Consider the following 20,334-nt stretch of genomic DNA (forward strand, 5'->3'; position numbering starts at 1 on the left):
TTGTCGCTGCCGTTTGGCGGACGGCCTACCTTGGGCGGAAAGGATATATCCCCACGTAGCGCCGGATTTCGAAAACTTTGGGTCCATTTAAGGTCTTCCTCCTCTTAATCGTTCTTAGAAGCGGGAGGACTAGATCACGATCCAGCTTGCCGATTGATTGCCTCCGGCTAGGCTCACCCCTCTCCGCGGAACCATCTTCTTATCTGACCTAGTAGGCCAGATTCACAGAGCCAAACGCGACTATGCGCCGGCTTCGAACCTCGTGAGATTGAGGTCTCGGCCCTAGCTTGCTTGTCTCTTGCAGACGCTACTGAAGCAGGACGTGCATCCGTTTCAGATCGCTTTCGCTCAGCTTGCCTTCGCCGACAAGGGCAATCATCTCGTCATGATCAGCCAGTGTCTTGGTTAACATGGTTTTTCTCGTCTTCTTCCGGCCTGCCGTGACCGTAAAGGTCGGCGTTCTCATGGGCTCGGTCTTCGTGCTCAAATTCCAAACTCGAATGACCGATGCTAAAATCGTCCTTCAGCCGGTCCTTGACTGCCGTCTTGATATTTTCGATTTAACGCCAGCCGTCCGCTGTCAGCACGATGTGGCAGTCCAAAGCCGCCTTGTGCTCCTGCATCTGCCACAGATGGGCGGGTCGATCATGCGCATGCCACCCTCGTAGATCAGGTAGAAGCCGAGCAGGATAAGGGTCGTGTAGTTGATGAGCGCTGCGACAATTTCTATCCGCCCATAGCCGAAGGTCATGCGCGCGTCCGCAGGCCGCCGCGCGATTTTCCGAGCGGCAAAGGTGATCACCAACGATGCCATATCCGAGAAATTGTGCAGAGCATCCGCGATCAGTGCGAGGCTGCCGGATAGGATGCCGCCGACAATCTGCGCGACGGTCAGAAGACCGTTGGCCCAGATGGAGATGGAGACTCGACGGTCGCCGGACTCGAGGTCGATATGGGCGTGATCGTGGGCCATCAGGCAACTTCCTATCTGTTCGGCAGATCAAAACGCGGTCAAGCGCCGCGTTTTGACTTCCTTTCAACATGTGCAGCCAGACCGGACTTATTCGCAACAGGTTCGGTCACTCGGGATCCCATGTGCCATTGGGTCAGCAGCAGCCAGAACTCTTCTCTGGCTGCGACACTTCCTGCACCAATTCGGCTGTTTCCGCGCCGTCGGCTTCCCGTGCCACGTCCGCTTGAGCCACGATCCCACAGCATTTGCCGCTTTCGTCTGTAACCACGCTGCGGCGCACCTGTTTTTCTTCCATCTTGCTGCAACAGCTTTTAACGTCCTCATCAGGTGAGACTGTCAGGAGGTCATCCGACATGACGTCAGAAACCGGCGTGTCGGCTGCCTTTCCCTCTGCGACGGCACCACAGCAGATGTCGCGGTCCGTAATGATGCCGACCGGCTCACCGGCGTCATTGATCACGGGAATCGCGCCGACCGACTTTTCATCCATCAGCTTTGCGGCCTCCTGAATCGTAGTGTCGGTACTACAACATGTTGGATTGCTGGTCATGATTTCGTGAACTTGCATGATCTTACTCCTTGTTTTGGTTACTAGGGTGGAAACCGAAAGACGGGTGTTCAAGTTCCTTTCAGCGCGCTGAGTGGCGAGTTTTCGCGCGAGCCGTGCAGCAGCCACAATTTGGATAATTCAGTACTTGGAGCGCTGGTTTCTCTTCGGTCCAGGTCGGAAAAGGTCGGCAAGGGACATCAGGTATCTCCTCGAATCGCTTCCAAGGAAATGTAGTTACTACAGTTACTGTAGCTTCAAGCCACAAGTCTGTCCGGGTAGACGCGGTTGGAAACCTTCCCGAACAAATCGTTAACCTAGCTGCCCCTAGTCAGGACCCCACTACAGCTCGGCTTCGTTCCGAGGATGGGTGTTACTGGCATGAGCACAGCGGTCCAGCAAAAACGACACTGGTGCCGCTCTGCTCAATAGGTGGCAACCCGATCTGCACTACGCGTTCGGCGTGAGATATTGACCAGTGCAAACTGGGTGGGCGTAGATCACGTTCGCGGGGTCACGCTTTCTTCTGCCGAATACAGGAACGCCGTCGAACCAGTTTTGACGTTCGGGTATAGATGGTTGATATGTGCCATGACCATGCGGACACACCCCGAACTCGCGCGCCCGCCGATGCTTCTTGGTTCGGGCGTCCCGTGAATGCGTAGATAGGTGTCTCGGTTGCCTTCAAAAAGGTAAAGCGCCCGCGAACCAAGAGGGTTTTCTGGGCCAGGGTCAACACCGTCGGCAACCGGGCCATAGAGCTCGGGATCGCGTGCGATCATGTTTTGGGTCGGCGTCCAGTTTGGCCATTCCACTTTTCGCTGGATCGTATACGTGCCGGGCTCGTACAGGTTACCACGGGCGATCGCCACACCGTAACGCATCGCAGTTCCCCCTTCTTCGATGTGATAGATGTAGCGCGCTACGGCATCGACGTGGACGTCTCCCGGAACAAGCCCGTCCTTAGCGTCCACCCGCTGGGGCAAAAAGCGCGGGTGCAGGCCCCACGGGTTTGACGTAGTTGGATCAAAAGCGGGAGGTGTGACCTGCGCGTCCCAGGCGGCCTTCTCCTCCTTGGTGGGCCGGGTGGCTGCCAGTAGCGGGCCAGCGATTGGAGTAGAAAACAGCGCACCGCTGGTCTGGAGAAAATGTCGTCTTGTCAGCATCATTCTTACTCCTTCAACGTTAGGTAGGCAAACTAAGCTTAAACAAGGCCACTCTGCCGTTCAGTAAGGAAAGCCTGAAGCAGTATGGCCTGTTTGACTCGAATGCCGTTCTTCGTCTGCGGCCCTAACTCCTAAAGCTACTGTAGGTTCAAGAGAAATATTGAGGTCGAACCGGGGCTTTCGTGTTCTTACTTAGACAAGAACAGACCAGTCCGCCAGCAATTCGGTCGTGGCCCGTCACCGCAGGACTATCCGGTATTCTGGGTGCGGGGCCGATGTTCGCCATTGGTTGAAAAAACCTTCGCGGTAACATCTCGACTGTGTCTCACGTCGAAAGAACTACATCTAAAGAACGACCAAACCGGAGCGATGTAACGACCTGGCCGAAGGCCACGACATCTTGAATCACGTCTCGCGATAGTTGTCACAAGCCTCAACCCCTTCTGCGACGACATCAAGAAGAGCATCTACATCGCTCAATAGCGTTGTGATACGTGAATTGCTGATACGGTAGCGAACAAACCGTCCATCTCGATCGCTGGCGACAAGCCCGCACTCCAGCAGGCATCGCAAATGATTGGAGATATTGGGCTGCGTTAGTCCCGTGTGCGCGACGAGCTCCTGAACGACGAACGGACTTTTTGCCAAGGCGTCCAGAATCGTCAAACGACTGGTATCTGCGAAGCCGCGAAGCAATTTCGCGCGCTGTTCAATAGTGGTGGTCTTGTCTTCCATAACGATTTGCGCCATATCATTTCTCGCTGATATATAGAATCTTCTATCCACTTTAGCAGGAAAGCCGCGATCATGGCCAACACAGACAACGAGATAGCAGATGCGCCATTGTTTCGATACCGGGTTTCCGGCATGGATTGCGCGAAGGATGCTGCACAGATCGAGCGGGCGGCACAGTCGGCCGGGGTAGCGCCCGGCGATGTGAAAGTGTCGGCCGCAACCCACATCATGACACTGGCTGCACCCGAAGGGCGCCTGCCGGACATCGAAAAGGCCGTTGCGGTGACCGGCTACGGCTTCGACCGGATCGAGGGCGATGGAGACATTCCGCCGAATCCCGCCCATCAGGACCCGGCCTACCGACGCGCGCTCTGGATCGTCGTGATCCTGAACGTGGGCTACGGTGTCGTTGAAATGATCGGCGGGTTCATCGCCGGGTCACAGGCCGTGAAGGCCGATGCGCTCGATTTCATCGGCGACGGCGCGATCACCTTCCTTGGCCTGCTGGCCATCGGCTGGAGCCTCGCCTGGCGGGCACGGTCGGCCTTGATCCAGGGCATCTTCCTCGGGCTCCTCGGTCTCGGCGTCCTCGGCACGACCATCGTCCGGGTCTTCGAACGGACGACGCCGGATGCGGGTCTCATGGGCCTGCTTGGCATGATTGCCCTTGTCGTCAACGTCATCTCCGTTCTGCCGCTGCTGCCGTTCCGCAAGGGCGACGCGAACATGCGGGCCGTCTGGCTTTTCTCTCGCAACGACGCCATCGGCAATGCGGCGGTTGTCGTTGCCGCCGGTCTTGTGGCCTGGCTGGGCAGCGCGTGGCCCGACCTTATCGTTGCCTTCGGTATCGCCGGGCTATTCCTGCACTCGTCCTGGGCGATCATTCGCGATGCGCGGGCCGATCTGAAGACGACTGCATGAACAGCCGCGTTCTAGGCGGAGTTTGCGCCATCTCGGCGTTCGCCCTCGATCAGGGCACCAAGGCGCTTGCCCTGAACACACCTGCGCTTGAGGGCGGCGTCGAGGTTCTACCCTTTCTCAATCTCGTGCGGGTTCTGAACGATGGAGTCAGCTTCGGTATGCTGGGCGGGATCGTGCCTTGGTGGGGTCTCATCGCGCTTGCTGGCGTGATCGTGTTATGGCTGCTGATCTGGTTGTGGCGCGCGCCGGACAGGCTGACGGCTGCCGCTCTCGGTCTGATCATCGGCGGCGCACTCGGCAATGTCCTCGACCGGCTGCGTTATCAGGCCGTCCCAGACTTTCTGGATTTCCATTACGGAACATACCACTGGCCGTCCTTCAATCTTGCGGATGTGGCGATTTTCTGCGGCGCGGCCCTACTGTTCTGGGACAGCTTCCGCTCTGCGACGGACAAGCCTGGTCAGGGTCAACGCAAGGAAAACACAACGGGGGTGTAACCCATGTTCGGCATACCATCTGCGAAAGGCTTTGACAGCACACTTGCCCTGCTGCGCAACCCATATGGGTTCATTTCGGAGACCTGCCGCGCACTCGACACAGACCTGTTCGAAACCCGCATCCTCCTTCAAGAGACGATCTGCATGACCGGCGCGGCGACGGCAGAAGCCTTCTATCGGGAAGACCGGCTGATCCGCGCAGGCTCGATGCCAGGCCGCATACAGAAGTCCCTGCTGGGAGAAGGCGGCGTTCAGGGATTGGACGGCGCTGCCCACCAGCACCGCAAGAAGATGTTCATGTCACTCATGGGGACCGAGCGGATCGCCGCGCTTGAGGGCACGTCGCTTCACATGTTGGACAACTATGCGCCGGACTGGGAGGCGAGGAACGAGGTCGTCCTCTATGACGAAGTGCGCGAAATGCTCACAAGAGCTGCCTGCGCCTGGGCCGGGGTGCCGCTTAATGAAGCTGAGGTGGCGACCCGAACGGCGCAGCTTACAGCGCTTTTTCAGGACGCCGGGGCCCTTGGCCCCAAACACTGGCGCGCGCGTCTGGCGCGCCACCGCCTGGAAAAATGGGCAGCACGGCTAATCCAACAGGTCCGCGATGGTGAGCTTCAGCCGACGCAGGAAAGTGCCCTTCATATCATCGCGACATGGCGCGATCTCGATGGGGAGTTGTTGACCCCCAGGGTGGCCGCCGTAGAGCTGTTGAATGTCCTGCGCCCGACCGTCGCGGTATCCGTGTTCATAGTTCAGGCGGCGCATGCTTTACATCGGCATCCCGAGTGGCGGCAAAAGCTGAAGGACGACGAGGGACAGCTCGAACCTTTCGTGCAAGAGGTCCGCCGTCTGTATCCGTTCTTTCCCGCGGTTGCGGCACGGGTGAAGAGCGATTTCGAGTGGCGCGGACATCGCTTTCCCAAAGGGTACAGGGTTCTGCTCGACCTCTACGGCACGAATACCGACGCTCGTTCGTGGGACGCGCCGCAAGAGTTCCGGCCCGAGCGGTTTCACGATCGGGAGGTCACTCCCTACGAGTTCATTCCGCAGGGCGGTGGCGATCACCACAGGAACCACCGTTGTCCGGGCGAGTGGATCGCGATCAGCCAGATGAAGGCGTTTTGCAGTTTCTTCGTGAACGCCATCGACTACGAAGTGCCGGATCAGGATCTGGATCTGGAAACCGGAGAACTGCCGCCCATGCCCAAATCTCGGTTCATCATGCGTAACGTCAGGCCTCGGCAGTAGCTTCGCCCTCGTCCGGATCGACCGACCGCGCATCCTTCGTGGCCTCGAACGCCTCCCATGCAACGTAGGGCACGATCAGAAGCGCCGCCACCGGGTCGGCCCACCACCAGCCCATCCATTGCGTCAGACCGATCCCGGCCAACACCACGATCGTCTGATACTGGCAGATCATGGTGTCCTTGGCATCGTACTTCAGGGCGGGCGCATCGAGCCGCTTGCCGTAGCGATACTTGCCCCAGGCGAGGAACGGGTTGGCCACGAGCGAAGCACCCAGAATCGCGATACCCCACCAGTTGAAGCCCGGCGCCTTCTGCGAAATGAAGGCGGAGACCGCCTCGTAGAGGATCGCCGCGACGACGATCCAGAAGGCACAGGCAACCACGTAGAGCGCGACCTTCTTGCGGTGCAGGACCGTGCGCTTGTCGGCACCGTCCACCTCACTCTTCAAGCGCCAGATCAGAGTCGCAGCCGAGGTGGCCTCGACCGTACTGTCGAGGCCCCAACTCACCAGCGCTGCGCTGCCGGTCAGAAGTCCCACGGTGACGGATACGACGACCTCGATGATGTTGTAGACGAGGCTGGCGATCTCGACCCGGATGCCGCGCGTCAGATTGGCCTGCCGGTTATCTTGATGACTGCTCATAACATCTCATCACCGCAAAATTTTCGGCGAAAGTTCGAGGCGAGAATTGGCTACCTTGCCATCAGTTGCGCCACGGATCGAAAGCCGAGATTGTCCTGTTTCCAAGCTTCCTCAGTAGAGGCGAGCTTGTCCCTCATACATGAAAACCAAGGGCTTCGGACCTGTCGCGTAACCGGTGTTGAGCCGCTCCATGCGGAAGCCGCTTGTCTCGATCAAGTCGGCCGTCGGGCGGTCAAGATGGCAGTTCCCGGCGCAGTGTTTCCAGACAGGCGTCAGCCAGCGTTGCCAGCGCCGGATACGGGGTCCGGGCGCCAGGCCATGCTCGACGAAGCGGAAGACGCCATCCGGCTTGAGAACGCGCCGGATCTCGGCGAGAGCCTTCTCCGGTTCCGAAACGCTGCAGAGTGTCCAGGTGGCGACGACGCAATCGACGCTGCGATCTTCGAGCGGCAATGCTTCGGCCACGCCCTCGATCATCTCGGCCGCGGGCATCAGTCCATGGGAGGTTTGCGCGGCCCGAGAGAGGAGTTCGGGCGACGGATCAATACCGATGATCTGGCGCACGGCCTCGGGGTAGAGCGCAATGTTCAGGCCCGAGCCGATTCCGATCTCCAGCACACGCCCATGCAGGCCGGAGATGGCGCGGCGCCGGTAGGGAAGAAGTTGATCCTGGCCCATCGCCAGATGCGTCAGCCGAGGGAGGATATGTTTCTCGTACAGTCGCATCTGTTCACCCGATCCGCGCAAGGACAGGGAAGGTGTCCAGCAGCCAGTAGGCCAGTGCGCTCAACCGCCCGGTCATCATCGCCAGGCCCATCAGGATCATGACGCCGCCCGCAGCCTGATGCAGGCGGCGACCCCAACGACCGATGCCGCGCAGCCTGCCGGCAATACTGTCGGTGAACCCCGCGACGACCAGAAACGGGATCCCAAGGCCGGCCGAGTAGACGGCAAGCAATGCGACGCCCTCGCCAATCGTCGCGCTTGTCGCGCTGGCGGTTAGGATGGCACCGAGGATCGGCCCGATGCACGGTGTCCAGCCGAAACCGAAGGCGAGTCCGAGCACGTAGGAGGCGACCGGTTGCCCGCCCGGCAGGTCGAGATGGAAACGCAGGTCGCGCTCCATGGCCGACAGGCGCGCTGCCCCGATCATGAACAGACCGAACAGGATCACGATCGCGCCGCCGACGAGGTTGAGTTCGTAGCGCCACTGCAGCAGCGTCTGACCGAGCGCGGTGGCAGAGGCCCCAAGCGCGATGAATATCGTGGAGAAGCCAAGGACGAAACAGAAGCTGAGCCAGACGGCCCGCCCCTTCGAAGGCGCTGCACTGCCGGTGACCGTACGTCCGGCAACGTAGGATACGTAGCCGGGCACGAGCGGCAGCACGCAGGGCGACAGAAAGGAAACGGCACCGGCCAGCAATGCCGCCATTAGTCCAAGAACGGAAAGTTCAATCAAATCCACATCTCCAAACTGATCGGTAGACCGCCACCACGTGTGCGCACGGAGCGGAACGGCTGGCGCGGTCGTCGTGCTTTTCCATGTCCTATTGCTTACGTTCGTCAATAAGAGCGCTTATCTGCGCAACGGCTTCGGGGCTGTTCCATTCGGCCGGGCCTGCGAGGCGCCCCCGCTCGCGCCCAATGCGGTCGATCAGAATCGTTGTCGGCAGACCCACCACGGCCAAGGCCAGCATCGCGCGCGTATCCTCCGCGATATAGAGATCGAGGTTGCGAATGCCGGTCTCTCGGTAGAAGCGGCGCACAGGTTCGAGACCGGCCCGATCGATCGACAGCGGCAGAACATGAAAATCCGATCCGCCGAGGCGCGCTTGCAGCGCGTCGAGCGTCGGCATCTCCTCGCGACAAGGCGGGCACCAAGTCGCCCAAATGTTCAGAAGCACGACACGTCCCTCGAAGTCCGCCAGCGTCAGATCCCGTCCATCTCCATCCACGAAAGGCGGCGACAGGAGATCACGCGGAGTCCCGTGATTAGGGATCGGTGGTCGGGCGGAGGCAGGGCTTGCCGCAAGCGCCAAGACTCCGGCAAGGACGTCACGTCGCCTCACGGGTCGCTCTCAGCCTGCAACCGGCGCACGACCGGCAGAATGTCCTCCTCAAGCGAGGCCTGATCAAAGGGGCCGACATGCTTGTATGCAATGCGCCCCTCGGCGTCGATTATGTATGTTTCCGGCACTCCATAGACGCCCCAGTCTATCGCAACGCGGCCTGATCGGTCCGCGCCGATGCGGGTGAAGGGATCGCCGAGCTCTTCGAGGAAACCCAGCGCCTCCTCGGCATCGTCCTTGTAGTTGATACCGTAGATCGGAACGGTGCCCGCTTCGGCAAGATCGACGAGAAGCGGGTTCTCCGTGCGGCAGGGGACGCACCACGACGCCCAGACGTTGACGAGAGAAACCTGGTCTTGCAGGTTCGCCGAGCCTAGGCCGTCCTGCCGCCCTTCGATGGGCGGGAGCGCGAATTCCGGGATTGGTCTTCCGATCAGCGTCGAGGGCAACCGGTCGTCGTTGTTCCAGAGGCCCCAGTAGAAGACTACGCCCAGCAACCCAAACAGAAGAATAGGCAAAATCATGAGCGGCCGTCCGCTCCGGCGCCGCTTTTCTTGGTTATCCTTCGAACTCATAGCCTGCCATCAATGCTTGGAAGGAATAAGGTATCAGCAACCGCTGATATGAAGCAAACCGTCGCCGATCACAATGCCGAACGATGGGGGAGGCTTGGCCGCGGCTTCGCAGACCCGAGCCATACTTACTGTTTAGATTCGTAAGAAATCAGTGAAAGGTCGGTATCTGAAGAGGCCGTTGAATTCAGACCTCTGAACGGCCCCTTCGTCCGCTCTCCGGACATGCGCACCGAAAGCAGCGAAAAGCCGGTATTTGAGCAACTCAGCACGCTCAAATTCTCGCAGCATGATGGCAAAGCTGTCTTTGCCAGCGCTAGTAGTTCACCTGTTCGAAGTCGTAGTTGCCATCATAGTCACGCCAATCGACGAAGACAGATCGGTGATAGATACCCGGGCAATTCTGGCCCCAACGTTCAAGTCCCACATGGGCCTCAGGCAGGGCAGTTATAGAAGATCGCTGCCATGAGAAATCGCCTTGGGTTCCATAAGTGCCGAGGACTACAGTGGCGTAGCGTTCGCAGTCTCCTTCGCTTCCTGCTTCGTATTGCCGCGCGTAACGAACATCAAAGACACGGATGGATCGTACGAAATTGAACTCAGGTCCGCTGATATCGATGTCCGCCCGATCTTGAACGAGCCGGAGGGCCTGGTCGGCGGGAACGAATTTGTCTCTTGGCAAGGATTGGAGCGGTCGACGGCTGTCGGGCCGGTACAAGGCTTCAAAGATACGGCCAGCGTTGTTTGGTGGCCGATCGCCCTCATAGGAGGCGCCCATGGGACAGCGCCAGATTTGCAGCGGCGGTTCCACTGGCCAAGGCGTGATACGCCTGATGAATTCGGCGCGAGCTCGGGCGCAAGGGACGGAAGCGGGCCAGCCGCCAGACAGACACAAGAGGATCGCGCAGTCGATCGGGTATGTCTGCGCTCGGGCGGACATTGGTAGCGAAAGACCAGTCACGGTGAAAGCGACTGCAACCGAGGGGAGGAGCTTCTTGATCAGATAGTGCATGCTGCGGAACCTCCGTGAGAGGAGTCCAGCATATATACGATAATATACTATCGCACTAAGTATATAATACGCATAATGAAGTTTATGTTAAAATGCCTGATCAAAACATCTGCACACAATTTGCTCAGCCGCATCTTCTAAACAGCAGAAGCGTAGAGAAAATCGGTCCGATCCTCCATTTTCGAATAGACGCGGCGATCATCCGTAATTCCAACGGATCGCGAGGTTTCGCGATTACCCCAAAGAGATTTTGCAGATCCAGTCGAGAATTTTATCCAGCACCGAGATGCGCGAAAATATTGCCTTTGGTCATGGGCATTTCGTCTCTTTCAGGTTCATCCGGTCCGCGCGCACATACCGGAAATCACAATACCTGCCGCCAGAGACGAGCGTTTGAGAGCGTTCCAGTTGCCCTCCCCACATCTCCGCCAGCGGATAGTCCAGATTACAGGCATCCCTTGGCAAAAGTCACGGGCGTCCTCCGGCGAGAGCAGCTTGTGATGCAGCTCCTGGTAGGGACACCGCGTCACCAGGAAAACCCCTCCACGATCGCTGTCGATCCAACGCTTGCAATAGGACTTCGGGCCGAAGGGAAAGACGTCCATAATCAGATGCGTGTCGCGTTCGAGACGCTTTGCCGGGTCGCGGGTCGTCAGGCGCACAACCGCGTCCGGAACGGCCATGAACCTGCGGTAAATGATCCATGCCGCATCGCCGACCAGTTCGATGGCATAGGCACGCTCGACGCCGCGGTCGATGGCGGACTGGATCGCAGAGATGATCAGCGCGCCGTTCAAAAGCCAGAGCCGCGCACCGGCGCTGCGTTCGTGCGGGATTTCGGCTGCGTGCTTCTCGAAACGGGTCCATGTATCCGTTAGGAGCGCGTGGATCTCCGCCCGGGTGAAACGGCCCTTCGCCATCTCGCCGCGCACCCGGTTGCGGCCCAGAATGGCCCGCATCGCCGCCGCGCGCACGACCGGGCGGAACAGGACGCGGAACAGGCGCTGTCCGTGGGTCATTTCAGCCAGTCAGGCCCGAAGGCCCTGCCCCGATCCGTAAATGTCATCCAGCCAAGGACGGCGCCGCCCAGTGCGGACATGACGATGCCATTGAGCATGAACAGAAGGCCCGCACCCTGGGCACCGAAATAACCGAAGGTCATATCGAGCCTGAGACAAAGGGTATTGCAAAACAGCCCCAGCATCACCGTTGACAGCAGCGCAGTCAGGCCCACGGCACGCCAGCCGTCCACTCGGCCCAGCAAACCCAGCACCAAGACCGCACCGAATGCACCGCCCATTCCAACGCCGCAATAGACCAGGGTCCACATGGTCTTGTTGAACCAGCTGCCCTTGGGGAAAAGGTAGAACCCCCAGACGAGGAGGATCACAGCCTCGCCAAGGATCGAGAAAAGGAGCGCCAGTTTCAGGGGGCGGGCAGCACCAGTCCCGCCCGCGGTGAATGCGTGTTCGGTCGCGGAAGTCATTCCCGCTCTCCTTTTTGTTCGGTCAGGTCGCGCAAAAGGCCAACGATCCGGGCTGCGGCCTCTGCGACTCGTGTTTCGGACATCTCGCTCCATGTTGCGGCAAACCAGCGGTCGCCGCCCTCGAGCATCCCGAAGGTGGCATCCATCAATAGGTCCTGCGGCAGGTCGGTGCGCACCGCGCCAAGCGCCTGGCCCTGAAGGATCAGCGCTTCCAGCCATTGACGCATCTGCCCCGCCAGTAATTCAAGTGCGGGATGCGCCGTGCCGTCGGCGCGCGCCTGGATCGCGCTCCAATTCAGGGCCGCCAGGACGGGATCGGTCAACTGGCGTTGCAAAAAGGCGCGATACATCGCCTCCCACATCGCCCAATAGTCCGAGGCGGTCGCGGGCGGCGCGCCGGGAACCATGGCTGCCAGCAGGTCGTCAAGCGCCCGTTGCGTCACGGCGGCATAGAGATCGTCCTTGCCTTCGAAATAATGATAGAAAGACGATTTGCTCATCCCCGCAGCGGTGATGACACGGTTTATCGAGGCGCCGGACAGGCCATAAGTCGCGATCTCTGCCGCCGCAGCATCGAGGATTGCCGCCTGTCTCTCGGGCGTGACATTCTGGAAGCGCTTCATGGGAGCCATGGCAAAAGTTGTACTATGGGTTGGACCCGGAGTCCAATCAAACGTATGGTAGCTTTACTTGAGGCATTGGATCACGGCGCTTTCTTGCGTAAAGATCGTTAGAGGGATCATAAGTTGTTAGTTTCGATAGCCATATCCGTCGCACTCTTCGTCGCCACAGCCTATCTGCATCTGATGTCCCTGCGCTTCTGCTCAGGCCGCATGGCATCGGTTCCAATGCGGCCGCATACGCGCGTGCTTTCCATCGTGAGTCTGTTGTTTGTCACCCATCTGTTCCAGATCGGGCTCTTTGCGGGCGGCTTCTGGATTGCGGGGGCGTGGTTCGGGATCGGTGGCTTTGAGGGGTCCGACATGGCACACCCGCTCGACTACCTATATTTCTCGGCCGTCATGTACACATCGCTCGGGATCGGAGATATCGTCCCGACCGGTCATCTGAGATTTCTCGCCGGTGTCGAGGCACTGAACGGGCTTTTGATGATCGCCTGGTCTGCGTCCTTCCTGTTTGCAACAATGAACCGTCTGTGGGACTGGGAGCCTTGCCTCGAGCCCAAAGATGAGGAGTGAGGCATCCGTTGTTAGAGGGCTCAACCGATCAGCGGCTCTTGAACGCAATGAGGCCGAGCAAAGCGGCGACAGCTGAACTGCCCACAACGGCGAGTTTTGCCGTTGCGGCGATCGGGGTTGCGTCGAAAGCCGCGCCGATGATGAACAGGCTCATGGTGAAGCCGACACCGGACAGCAGTGCGACCCCAATGACGTCCCGCATCGAGGTGCCGGGCGGGAGTGTTCCGATGCCGAGGCGAAGCGCCAGGAGTGTTCCGGCGAGAAGTCCCAAAGGCTTTCCGACAATCAGCGCCATCGCAATACCGATGGCCACGGACCATGCCTGTGGATCGGCGGGAAAAAAATCCAGCATAACGCCGCCGTTGAAGAAGGTGAAGATCGGCACGACAAAGAACAGAGCAAATGGCGAAACGCGCCGCTCAGCGCGCGCTGTCGCTCTTGGCGGAAACGACGACAGCGGCAGAGAAAACCCGACAATTGCCCCTGCAATCGCTCCTTCGAGACCGGTCAGTATAAGTCCTGCCCAGAGAACGCAGCCGAAGGCGAGGTAAGGCACGAGCGATGCCCTTCGGGTTCGATTGAGTAGAAATAGACCTGCCAAGCCGCCAACCACCATCCAAAGCGGCCAAAGCTGATCGAACGATCCGTAGAACAATGCGATGACAATTACTGCGCCGAGGTCGTCGAAAATCGCGGCGGCCGTTGCAAAGGCGATGATCGCAGGACCAAGCTGACCCGAAAACAGCGAAAGGACGCCAAGGACCAAGACGATGTCTGTCGCAATGGGGATCGCCCACCCACGAAGGGCGACAGTATCTCCGAAATTGACTCCAAGATATATGGCTGCCGGCACGATCATGCCCCCAAGCGCCGCACTTGCCGGAAGCATGGCCGCACTGGGTTCGGACAGCGCCCCACGGGTCAGCTCGTGATTTGTGTGGATGCCAATCAGAAAGAAGAAGACCGTCAGAAGGCCCTGATTGATCCACTCGATCAGAGGGGCTTCGATTGCCCAGGTGCCCGCCCCAACCCGCAGAGGCAGGTGATGCACAATCGCATAGATGTCCGCCAGCGGCGAGTTCGCGGCCACCATACCCAGAGCAAGACCGACGAGCATGGCGAACCCCGCGCGCCGCCCGTCGCGGACCGATTGCGTGGCCACATCCGTCAACTGTGGGCGGGCTCATCTTGCGGCGCCAGCCAGCGCGACAGATAGGCGCGTTCGAACAGAAAGACTCCCGCGATCGTAACGGCCGCATAGGCGACGATGGCCGGATCGCTCTGCAGCTTCATGGCCGTGAACGCGACCAGAACGATCGCATCAAACCCGAGTGCTGCAAGAATGACGACACCCGAGGCGCCGATCTCTGCCCTGCGGTAGCGCCAGACACCCCAATGCACAGCCATATCCATTGTCAGGTAGAAGAACGCACCCAGCGACGCGATGCGGCTCAGATCGAAAAACACGGCAAGAAAGGATGCGATGACCACCGTGTAGACCAGCGTATGCCGCTGGATCGGACCGGACATGCCGAAATGGCTGTGCGGGATCATCTTCATGTCCGTCAGCATCGCCAGCATCCGCGAGACGGCAAACACACTTGCCAGCACGGCCGAAGCTGTCGCCACCACGGCCAACAGGACCGTCAGCAGGAAGCCGACCTGTCCCAATGCCGGTTCCGCCGCCTCGGCCAGCGAATAGTCCTTGGCGGAGATGATCTGATCGATGGTCAGGCTGGAGCCGACACCGAAGGCCACAAGCAGATAGACAACGACACACAGCGCAATCGAAATGATGATTGCGCGCCCCACATTGCGGTTGGGATCGGTGATCTCAGCCCCGCTGTTGGTGATCGTCGTGAACCCCTTGAACGCAAGAATGGCAAGCGCGACCGAGGCGACGAAACCCATCGCGCCAAAGTCGCCAGCGTCTTGCGTCGCGGCGGCAAAGCCAAACCCGCTCGACCACAGGGCAGCGATCCCGAAGAGCGCGATGCCACCGATCTTGATCGCGGCCATGACCATCGAGAACAGCCCGATCGATCGGTTGCCCGCGATATTCACAAGAAAGGCAAACAGGATCACCCCGACCGCGAGGATGGGCACCAGAGGTCCGCCCTCGATATCGAAGGGACGCAAGAGATATGTGGCAAAGGTCCGTGCGACGAGGCTTTCCGCGATCACCATGCTGAGCGCCATCAGCAGCGCCGCCCCAGCCGCAATCCCTCCCGGCCCGTAGCATTTTTGCAGGATCATCCCGATCCCCCCTGCCGAAGGCCAGGCGTTGGACATCTTGATGTAGCTGTAGGAACTGAACCCGGTCACGATCGCACCGATGATGAACGCAATGGGAAAGAGCGGCCCGGCCAGTTCGGCAATCTGCCCTGTCAGGGCAAAGATCCCTGCCCCGATCATCACGCCCGTGCCCATGGCAACCGCGCCGCCCAAAGTGATGGAGTTCTTCTTGTAGCCGTCGCCGCCGTGGCCGTGCTCGTGATTCATGATTTGCCCCGTCTTTCCTGTTTCTTAGTTTGGCCTTTGCCAAGCGTTCGTGTGTATGGCCGCTCCGCCTGCCAAGTGGCGACGCAGACCGCTCAGCGCCTGCTCCAGATCAAGGTGGTCAACAATCGAATTGGCCCCTGCCTGTCGCGCATCGCCGAACCGCATTGCATCAAGTGTCACCAATATCATCGCAGCCGTCAAATCAGCCTGATCGCCACCTTCGAACAGGTTCGCGGCAATCTCTTTGCCGTCGCGATCGAACGCAACCGCCGCGATCCGTGTTCTTAATTGCCCGAATTGCGGCAGCCACTCTGAAAGCTTTGTCAATCGCCGGGAATGCTCTGACATCCAGCGTCCGAGCCAAAGCCGTTGTGCCACTGCAAACAGGCGTGTGACAAATGGCGGATCGACGGCCAGGTAATGGTGAACACGGACTTCGCGTCCGCCAGGATGAATTCCCTCATCGGGAAACGCCACATCGAGCGCCAGTCTCGGCGCCTCGTTCTGTGCGAAACTAAACCACCAGGGGTGCGTGCCAGGAAATACAGACCGGCCCGTCACCGGGTCGTCATAAGGCTGTCCAAGCGTCCGAAAGAACCACTCAGACGCTGCCTTCCCGTAGTGACGGCCCATGCCAAGCTCGACTCCGATACGCAGCGTCTCTACCCGTTTGTCGCTTGCCAGAGCTGCCGCCATCAATGTGCTGAGACCCGGAGCAGTTCCAACACCCGTCACAAGACACCCGTTTGTCCCGTCCGCCGCCCGGATCAGGGCGTGGACATAGCTCGGCGTCGCCGATGTATCGAGCACCGTACCGCCTCTTGCGAGAATTTCAGCGACCAGCCCCGGCGGTGTCGCTTCGGTCAGATTTACGACCATGGCGTCGTCGGGAAGTGAATGGGCCGCGTCGGGGCGCGCCACGTCGAGGGCTGTGTAAACCACGTTTTCATGCGCCGTTTCAACCGCACGGTTTCGCCTGGAAACCGCCCAAACCTTCCATTCCTGATGGTCGGAAAGGAGGCGAACAAGCCGCGACCCGACATCACCGGATCCTCCGAGGATCACCAGATTGCTCACTCCGTTCACCCTCTTGGTCTCGGCGCTTCTAAATCGCAAATCCGTCTTGCATTTCCGATATCAAACTCAATCTTCGATCAATTCGCAGGCGAGCGCTCGATCGTCGGCAAAAACTGACGCCGCTCCGGTTTCCCGATAGCCAGCTTGCGCTCTGCAAAAAACGGAACAGAACGCTTGCGTTCATTGCGCGGCAACTTCCCGGAATCGAGGCAGAAACGCCGGAACATTCTCTGCATATCTCTCCCATGCCTCGCCAAACCGGGCCCGACTGTCGGCCTCCTCGCTCTTGGCAAGTCGCGCATACATCCAGACCAGAACCGGGAACATTGCAAGCGTGAGGATTGTCGGCCATTGCACGAGGAACCCTGCCATGATGAGAACGAACCCCACATATTGCGGATGCCGTATCCGGGCGTAGGGACCCGTGACCGCCAGTCGCCCGGCCCGCTGTGCTGCCCAGAGATGGTGCCAGGCCACCGAGATCAGCCAGAAGCCCCCACCGATGAATGCAAAGCTGAGGAAATGGAACGGCCCGAAATGCGGGTTCGCTTCCCAGCCGAACATCATTTCCAGAAGGTGCCCGCTGTCATGGGCGAACCAGTCAATCCCCGGCCAGTTGGATTGGAGCCAACCCGACAGGAAAAAGATCGTCAGCGGAAACCCGTACATCTCGACAAAAAGTGCCACGATGAAAGCACTGAATGCGCCGAAGCTGCGCCAGTCACGCGATGTCTGTGGCTTGAAGAAACTGAACGCGAACAGAATGAAGACCGCCGAATTGATGAACACGAGCAGCCAAAGCCCGTATGACGATCCCGGGTCGCTCGTCATTTGTCATCACCCGATCCGCGGCCGCCATGTCCGCCGTGGCCACCATGACCGCCATGCATGAAGAAATGCATGCCAACACAAAGCAGCAAAGGGAGCCAGATCAGCAACCCGCTGCCCAGAATGTGCACCCGATGCTCGTAACCCAGCAGTAGTCCACCAAGGATGAGCGCAAAGATCAGGTAGATGCCCGCGCGTGATTTCCAGAACGAGGGCGGCCTCGGCGGATTGTCATTATCCAAATGTTTTTCGTGATGTCTTGTCATAACACATTCCCGTAGTCAGTTGTGGATCGAGGGGACATGAAACCAGCCCCCACGCGTCGGAGCCATTCGCGCAGTTTCTGCAAGGTTATGGCCAGTCTTTTTTCGCGTCATACGTCATGTCCCTTGAAAAGAACTCCTGCGGGCGCGCGACGTCCCTGAACCGCATCGAATTCGGCTTCTGTCAGAAAATCAAGCGCCCGCCGCCCCGTGACATCCGCCGCAGCCGCAAGAACATGCGCCCAGGTTGATCGGTTGGCGAACAGCATTCCGTCTGCATCGAGTGTGCCACCGCGACCGCAGAACCCGAGGAATCTCGACTTCCGCGATCCGGTATCGAGGCGGCGGAGGAGACCGCCGAGCGGCTCCGGCCTGGTATGCGAGACAAAGACCCGGGCGCCTGCCGTTTCGGGAAAGAACATTTCGAGCGTCGCGTCGGAGGCGGTCATCTTCGCCTCATGATCGTCGCGGGGGCTGCGGAACCGTCCCGGCTCGACCATCACGATGACACGGTGCCGCACGCTCTTTTCTTTCAGGCGATCCGACGCCGTGAGAGTTTCGGCCAGTTGGTAGGCGCCGACGGCGACCAGGATCAATTCCGGGTCATCGCCACCGACATCGCGCAGGCAGACCGCGCCGTCGGCCAGCACCCGTTGTGCCAGTTCGGGAGATAGCACGTCTGGAACTTCGCGCTTGGGAACCACCATCGTCCAGATCGCCCCGTGTGATCGAAAGACATCCCGCAGGCATGCGACGGCACTGTTCCAGTCCACAGGAAACACGACGCGAGAGAGATCGGACATTTCCGCCCACATCGTTTCGGCGGCGGTCGTGTCCTGATGGGACAGCTCGTTCTTGCCATTTTCCCACGTATGCGAGGTGAGGACAACCGGCAGGCCAAGCCAATAGGGTTGGCGACCTGCGGCGATCAATTGCCGCGTGAAGATCAAATCCTGGCGCAAAGCGCCAAGCATTTTCGTGGCGAAGGCTTCGTAGGAGACTGCCAGATTGAGACCGCTCTTGTTTCCCAGAACGGCGCATATGACGGCTTCTTCGTTAAGGGCTGTTATCACGCCACCGGTCTCGGATTCCGGCATCCCGGGCTCGGGGGCGGTCACACGATGCTTCAGCAGATCTAGGGTCGCGTTCATCCTGTTGCTGCGCATTTCATCAGGGTTGCCGACGCGGGCGCGCAGGCCGGGATTGGCGAGGACAAGCGCTTCGAAGTATTGGTCGAGACCTTCCATCGGCGAGACGTTTCTGCGACCCTCAGAGGCGTGCCACGGCGGTTCGGGCAGGCTGGGCGTCACCGCCGGGCGCGAGATCAGGGGATGGGCCCGCTCCTTGGGACGTCCCGAGGCGTCATGGTTGTTGAGCGCAAGCACCGCATCCGACAGGTCTTTTGGCGGCACCCAGAGGTTCGCGGCACCTTCGTTGAAGTCACGGCGGGCGGCCGCGTCGGTTCGCGGATTGCCCTCGAGCGGCAGGTTATGCGCACGGTTCGTGCCGGCGCCGGGAAATCCGAAACCTTTGACCGTCTCCGCGATGCCGTAGTGTAGACGGATCGCAGGTGCTTCGTCCTTTTCCCGAACGGCCAGGGCTTCGGCGGCGAGACGTTCCTCGATCTCAAAGATCGCCCAAGCGAAGGCTGCCGGATCGCGCCCGTCCAGATCGATCGGATCGAAACCGTTCAGCCGCAGGTGCCGACGGAACCAGTCCACGCCGCCGGATTGCGCCATTGTCGTGCGCTGGTCGATCCGTCGACCGTTCGCGATCATGATCGGGGCGACCGGCCCGGTGTCTTTCGAACGCCACCAGCGCGGTGCCCAGTCGCTTCCGCGCTGTTCTTCGAAAGCACCGTCACTCATGAACGCCACAAGATGTTCACCGGGCTGAGGCATGTGCCCGTAGAGCAGTCCGGCAAAGCCGAGATAGCCGCCTTCGATGAGACCGCCGGCGGTATGCGCGTTCACATGGCTGCCGAGCGCAGATGCGGGGCGTCCCTCTGCGGTGATCTCGTAGGAATAGAAATCCCGAACGAAGCGCGTCAGGCCGGGATCGGAAAACGAGTATCGGTTCTCCTGTTCGGACGACATGTTGTTGACGATGAGGTTCACCGCGTCGATCGCGGCAACGCAATGCCCCTGTCCCATCAGCCAGGATCGTGTCATGCCGCCAAGCGCGTTTGCAGCCAGATAGCCGACATAGGCTGGAACCATGTTGAGCGACCCGCCGGTATGACCATCGGGACCGGCTTTGAAATCCTCGGCGTCAAGCGGTGTCCCGTCCGTGCGCACGTTTCGCGCATAGGTCATATGCACCACGAGCCACATTGCCGCCTTCGTGATGCGATCTGCTGCGGCGAGGATACGCCAGGCTTCGGCCCTGTCGCGCACTCGCCCGCGACGCTCGAGAATATCGACCATGTCGTGGACCCGCACCTGTGTCAGGTCGTCATGGGCCGCAAGACCCGCGCCAAGCACCCAATCCGCAAAGGCCGGTTCGTTGCCACGATAGAGAGCGGCCCGATCCCTTGTCCGCACTTGCCCGGCGGCCGGCGTCTCCAAGTGCCTGTTGTGGTTTTCGGACATCC

At 59.8% G+C, this 20,334-nt stretch carries 22 protein-coding genes and 1 pseudogene; 4 read left to right on the plus strand and 19 right to left on the minus strand.

Translation table 11 applies throughout. From position 1 onward, the window contains the following. Positions 1–389 precede the first annotated feature (389 nt). The 4 genes and pseudogenes from H1S03_RS15040 to H1S03_RS15055 all read right to left on the minus strand — a co-directional run bounded on the left by H1S03_RS15040 (position 390) and on the right by H1S03_RS15055 (position 3,436). Positions 390–973: pseudogene (locus tag H1S03_RS15040) on the minus strand (cation diffusion facilitator family transporter). 133 nt (positions 974–1,106) lie between these two features. Beyond that, positions 1,107–1,541: a CBS domain-containing protein gene (locus H1S03_RS15045; protein WP_067631023.1), complete on the minus strand. Its 435-nt coding sequence runs from the start codon at positions 1,539–1,541 to the stop codon at positions 1,107–1,109. Between the two features lie 479 nt (positions 1,542–2,020). Continuing rightward, complete coding sequence (locus H1S03_RS15050; protein ID WP_067264455.1) at positions 2,021–2,686, minus strand: L,D-transpeptidase; 666 nt, start codon at positions 2,684–2,686, stop codon at positions 2,021–2,023. Between the two features lie 405 nt (positions 2,687–3,091). Then, positions 3,092–3,436 (minus strand): ArsR/SmtB family transcription factor, encoded by a 345-nt coding sequence (locus H1S03_RS15055; RefSeq protein ID WP_067631021.1) that lies wholly within the window; start codon positions 3,434–3,436, stop codon positions 3,092–3,094. 57 nt (positions 3,437–3,493) lie between these two features. On the opposite strand from H1S03_RS15055, the gene H1S03_RS15060 reads away from it, so the two are divergent. The 3 genes from H1S03_RS15060 to H1S03_RS15070 are packed head-to-tail and all read left to right on the plus strand — an operon-like array spanning position 3,494 to position 6,090. Then, on the plus strand, positions 3,494–4,342 hold the full coding sequence (locus H1S03_RS15060; protein ID WP_067631019.1) for a cation efflux transmembrane domain-containing protein: 849 nt from the start codon (positions 3,494–3,496) through the stop codon (positions 4,340–4,342). Beyond that, entirely contained in the window at positions 4,339–4,839 is a 501-nt protein-coding gene (lspA, locus tag H1S03_RS15065) for a signal peptidase II (protein ID WP_067631017.1), read from the plus strand. Before H1S03_RS15060 ends, lspA begins: the two co-directional genes overlap by 4 nt. Before the next feature lie 3 nt (positions 4,840–4,842). Then, positions 4,843–6,090 (plus strand): cytochrome P450, encoded by a 1,248-nt coding sequence (locus tag H1S03_RS15070; RefSeq protein ID WP_067631015.1) that lies wholly within the window; start codon positions 4,843–4,845, stop codon positions 6,088–6,090. Here the strand turns inward: H1S03_RS15070 and H1S03_RS15075 are convergent. From H1S03_RS15075 to H1S03_RS15120, 9 genes are all read right to left on the minus strand, one after another. Next, positions 6,074–6,733, minus strand: coding sequence for a cation diffusion facilitator family transporter (locus tag H1S03_RS15075; RefSeq protein WP_082849320.1), 660 nt, complete (start codon positions 6,731–6,733; stop codon positions 6,074–6,076). The genes H1S03_RS15070 and H1S03_RS15075 overlap by 17 nt on opposite strands. 111 nt (positions 6,734–6,844) lie before the next feature. Next, positions 6,845–7,459, minus strand: a complete 615-nt coding sequence (locus H1S03_RS15080; RefSeq protein ID WP_067631010.1) for a class I SAM-dependent methyltransferase — start codon at positions 7,457–7,459, stop codon at positions 6,845–6,847. 4 nt (positions 7,460–7,463) lie between these two features. Continuing rightward, entirely contained in the window at positions 7,464–8,165 is a 702-nt protein-coding gene (locus H1S03_RS15085; protein WP_348348220.1) for a cytochrome c biogenesis CcdA family protein, read from the minus strand. Positions 8,166–8,280: 115 nt separating this feature from the next. Further along, entirely contained in the window at positions 8,281–8,802 is a 522-nt protein-coding gene (locus tag H1S03_RS15090) for a TlpA family protein disulfide reductase (RefSeq protein WP_067631003.1), read from the minus strand. Next, positions 8,799–9,326: a DsbE family thiol:disulfide interchange protein gene (locus H1S03_RS15095; RefSeq protein WP_185805110.1), complete on the minus strand. Its 528-nt coding sequence runs from the start codon at positions 9,324–9,326 to the stop codon at positions 8,799–8,801. Before H1S03_RS15095 ends, H1S03_RS15090 begins: the two co-directional genes overlap by 4 nt. A 364-nt stretch (positions 9,327–9,690) precedes the next feature. Continuing rightward, entirely contained in the window at positions 9,691–10,386 is a 696-nt protein-coding gene (locus tag H1S03_RS15100) for a hypothetical protein (RefSeq protein WP_227511965.1), read from the minus strand. A 335-nt stretch (positions 10,387–10,721) separates the two neighbouring features. Next, positions 10,722–11,405, minus strand: a complete 684-nt coding sequence (locus tag H1S03_RS17825; RefSeq protein ID WP_065335123.1) for a hypothetical protein — start codon at positions 11,403–11,405, stop codon at positions 10,722–10,724. Continuing rightward, entirely contained in the window at positions 11,402–11,872 is a 471-nt protein-coding gene (locus tag H1S03_RS15115) for a hypothetical protein (protein ID WP_088664340.1), read from the minus strand. Before H1S03_RS15115 ends, H1S03_RS17825 begins: the two co-directional genes overlap by 4 nt. Next, entirely contained in the window at positions 11,869–12,495 is a 627-nt protein-coding gene (locus tag H1S03_RS15120) for a TetR/AcrR family transcriptional regulator (RefSeq protein WP_065335121.1), read from the minus strand. Before H1S03_RS15120 ends, H1S03_RS15115 begins: the two co-directional genes overlap by 4 nt. A gap of 183 nt (positions 12,496–12,678) precedes the next feature. Between H1S03_RS15120 and H1S03_RS15125 the strand changes: the two genes are divergently transcribed. Beyond that, positions 12,679–13,071 (plus strand): potassium channel family protein, encoded by a 393-nt coding sequence (locus tag H1S03_RS15125; RefSeq protein WP_249777944.1) that lies wholly within the window; start codon positions 12,679–12,681, stop codon positions 13,069–13,071. 28 nt (positions 13,072–13,099) lie between these two features. Here H1S03_RS15125 and nhaA read toward each other — a convergent pair whose 3' ends face one another. The 6 genes from nhaA to H1S03_RS15155 all read right to left on the minus strand — a co-directional run bounded on the left by nhaA (position 13,100) and on the right by H1S03_RS15155 (position 20,332). Beyond that, positions 13,100–14,233 carry a Na+/H+ antiporter NhaA gene (gene nhaA / locus H1S03_RS15130; RefSeq protein WP_227513937.1) on the minus strand — a complete coding sequence of 378 codons (1,134 nt, stop codon included), beginning with the start codon at positions 14,231–14,233 and terminating at the stop codon, positions 13,100–13,102. A 5-nt stretch (positions 14,234–14,238) separates the two neighbouring features. After that, complete coding sequence (locus H1S03_RS15135; RefSeq protein ID WP_088664342.1) at positions 14,239–15,573, minus strand: APC family permease; 1,335 nt, start codon at positions 15,571–15,573, stop codon at positions 14,239–14,241. Between the two features lie 24 nt (positions 15,574–15,597). Next, entirely contained in the window at positions 15,598–16,650 is a 1,053-nt protein-coding gene (locus tag H1S03_RS15140) for an NAD-dependent epimerase/dehydratase family protein (RefSeq protein ID WP_065335119.1), read from the minus strand. Between the two features lie 180 nt (positions 16,651–16,830). Continuing rightward, on the minus strand, positions 16,831–17,481 hold the full coding sequence (locus H1S03_RS15145) for a methyltransferase family protein (RefSeq protein WP_017467753.1): 651 nt from the start codon (positions 17,479–17,481) through the stop codon (positions 16,831–16,833). After that, positions 17,478–17,744 (minus strand): DUF2933 domain-containing protein, encoded by a 267-nt coding sequence (locus H1S03_RS15150; protein WP_081749914.1) that lies wholly within the window; start codon positions 17,742–17,744, stop codon positions 17,478–17,480. The genes H1S03_RS15145 and H1S03_RS15150 overlap by 4 nt, the downstream gene beginning before the upstream one ends. 107 nt (positions 17,745–17,851) lie before the next feature. Further along, positions 17,852–20,332: a phosphoketolase family protein gene (locus tag H1S03_RS15155; protein WP_065335117.1), complete on the minus strand. Its 2,481-nt coding sequence runs from the start codon at positions 20,330–20,332 to the stop codon at positions 17,852–17,854. Positions 20,333–20,334 lie beyond the last annotated feature (2 nt).

Source organism: Pontivivens nitratireducens, assembly GCF_014235845.1.
Taxonomy (GTDB): Bacteria; Pseudomonadota; Alphaproteobacteria; order Rhodobacterales; family Rhodobacteraceae; genus Pontivivens; species Pontivivens nitratireducens.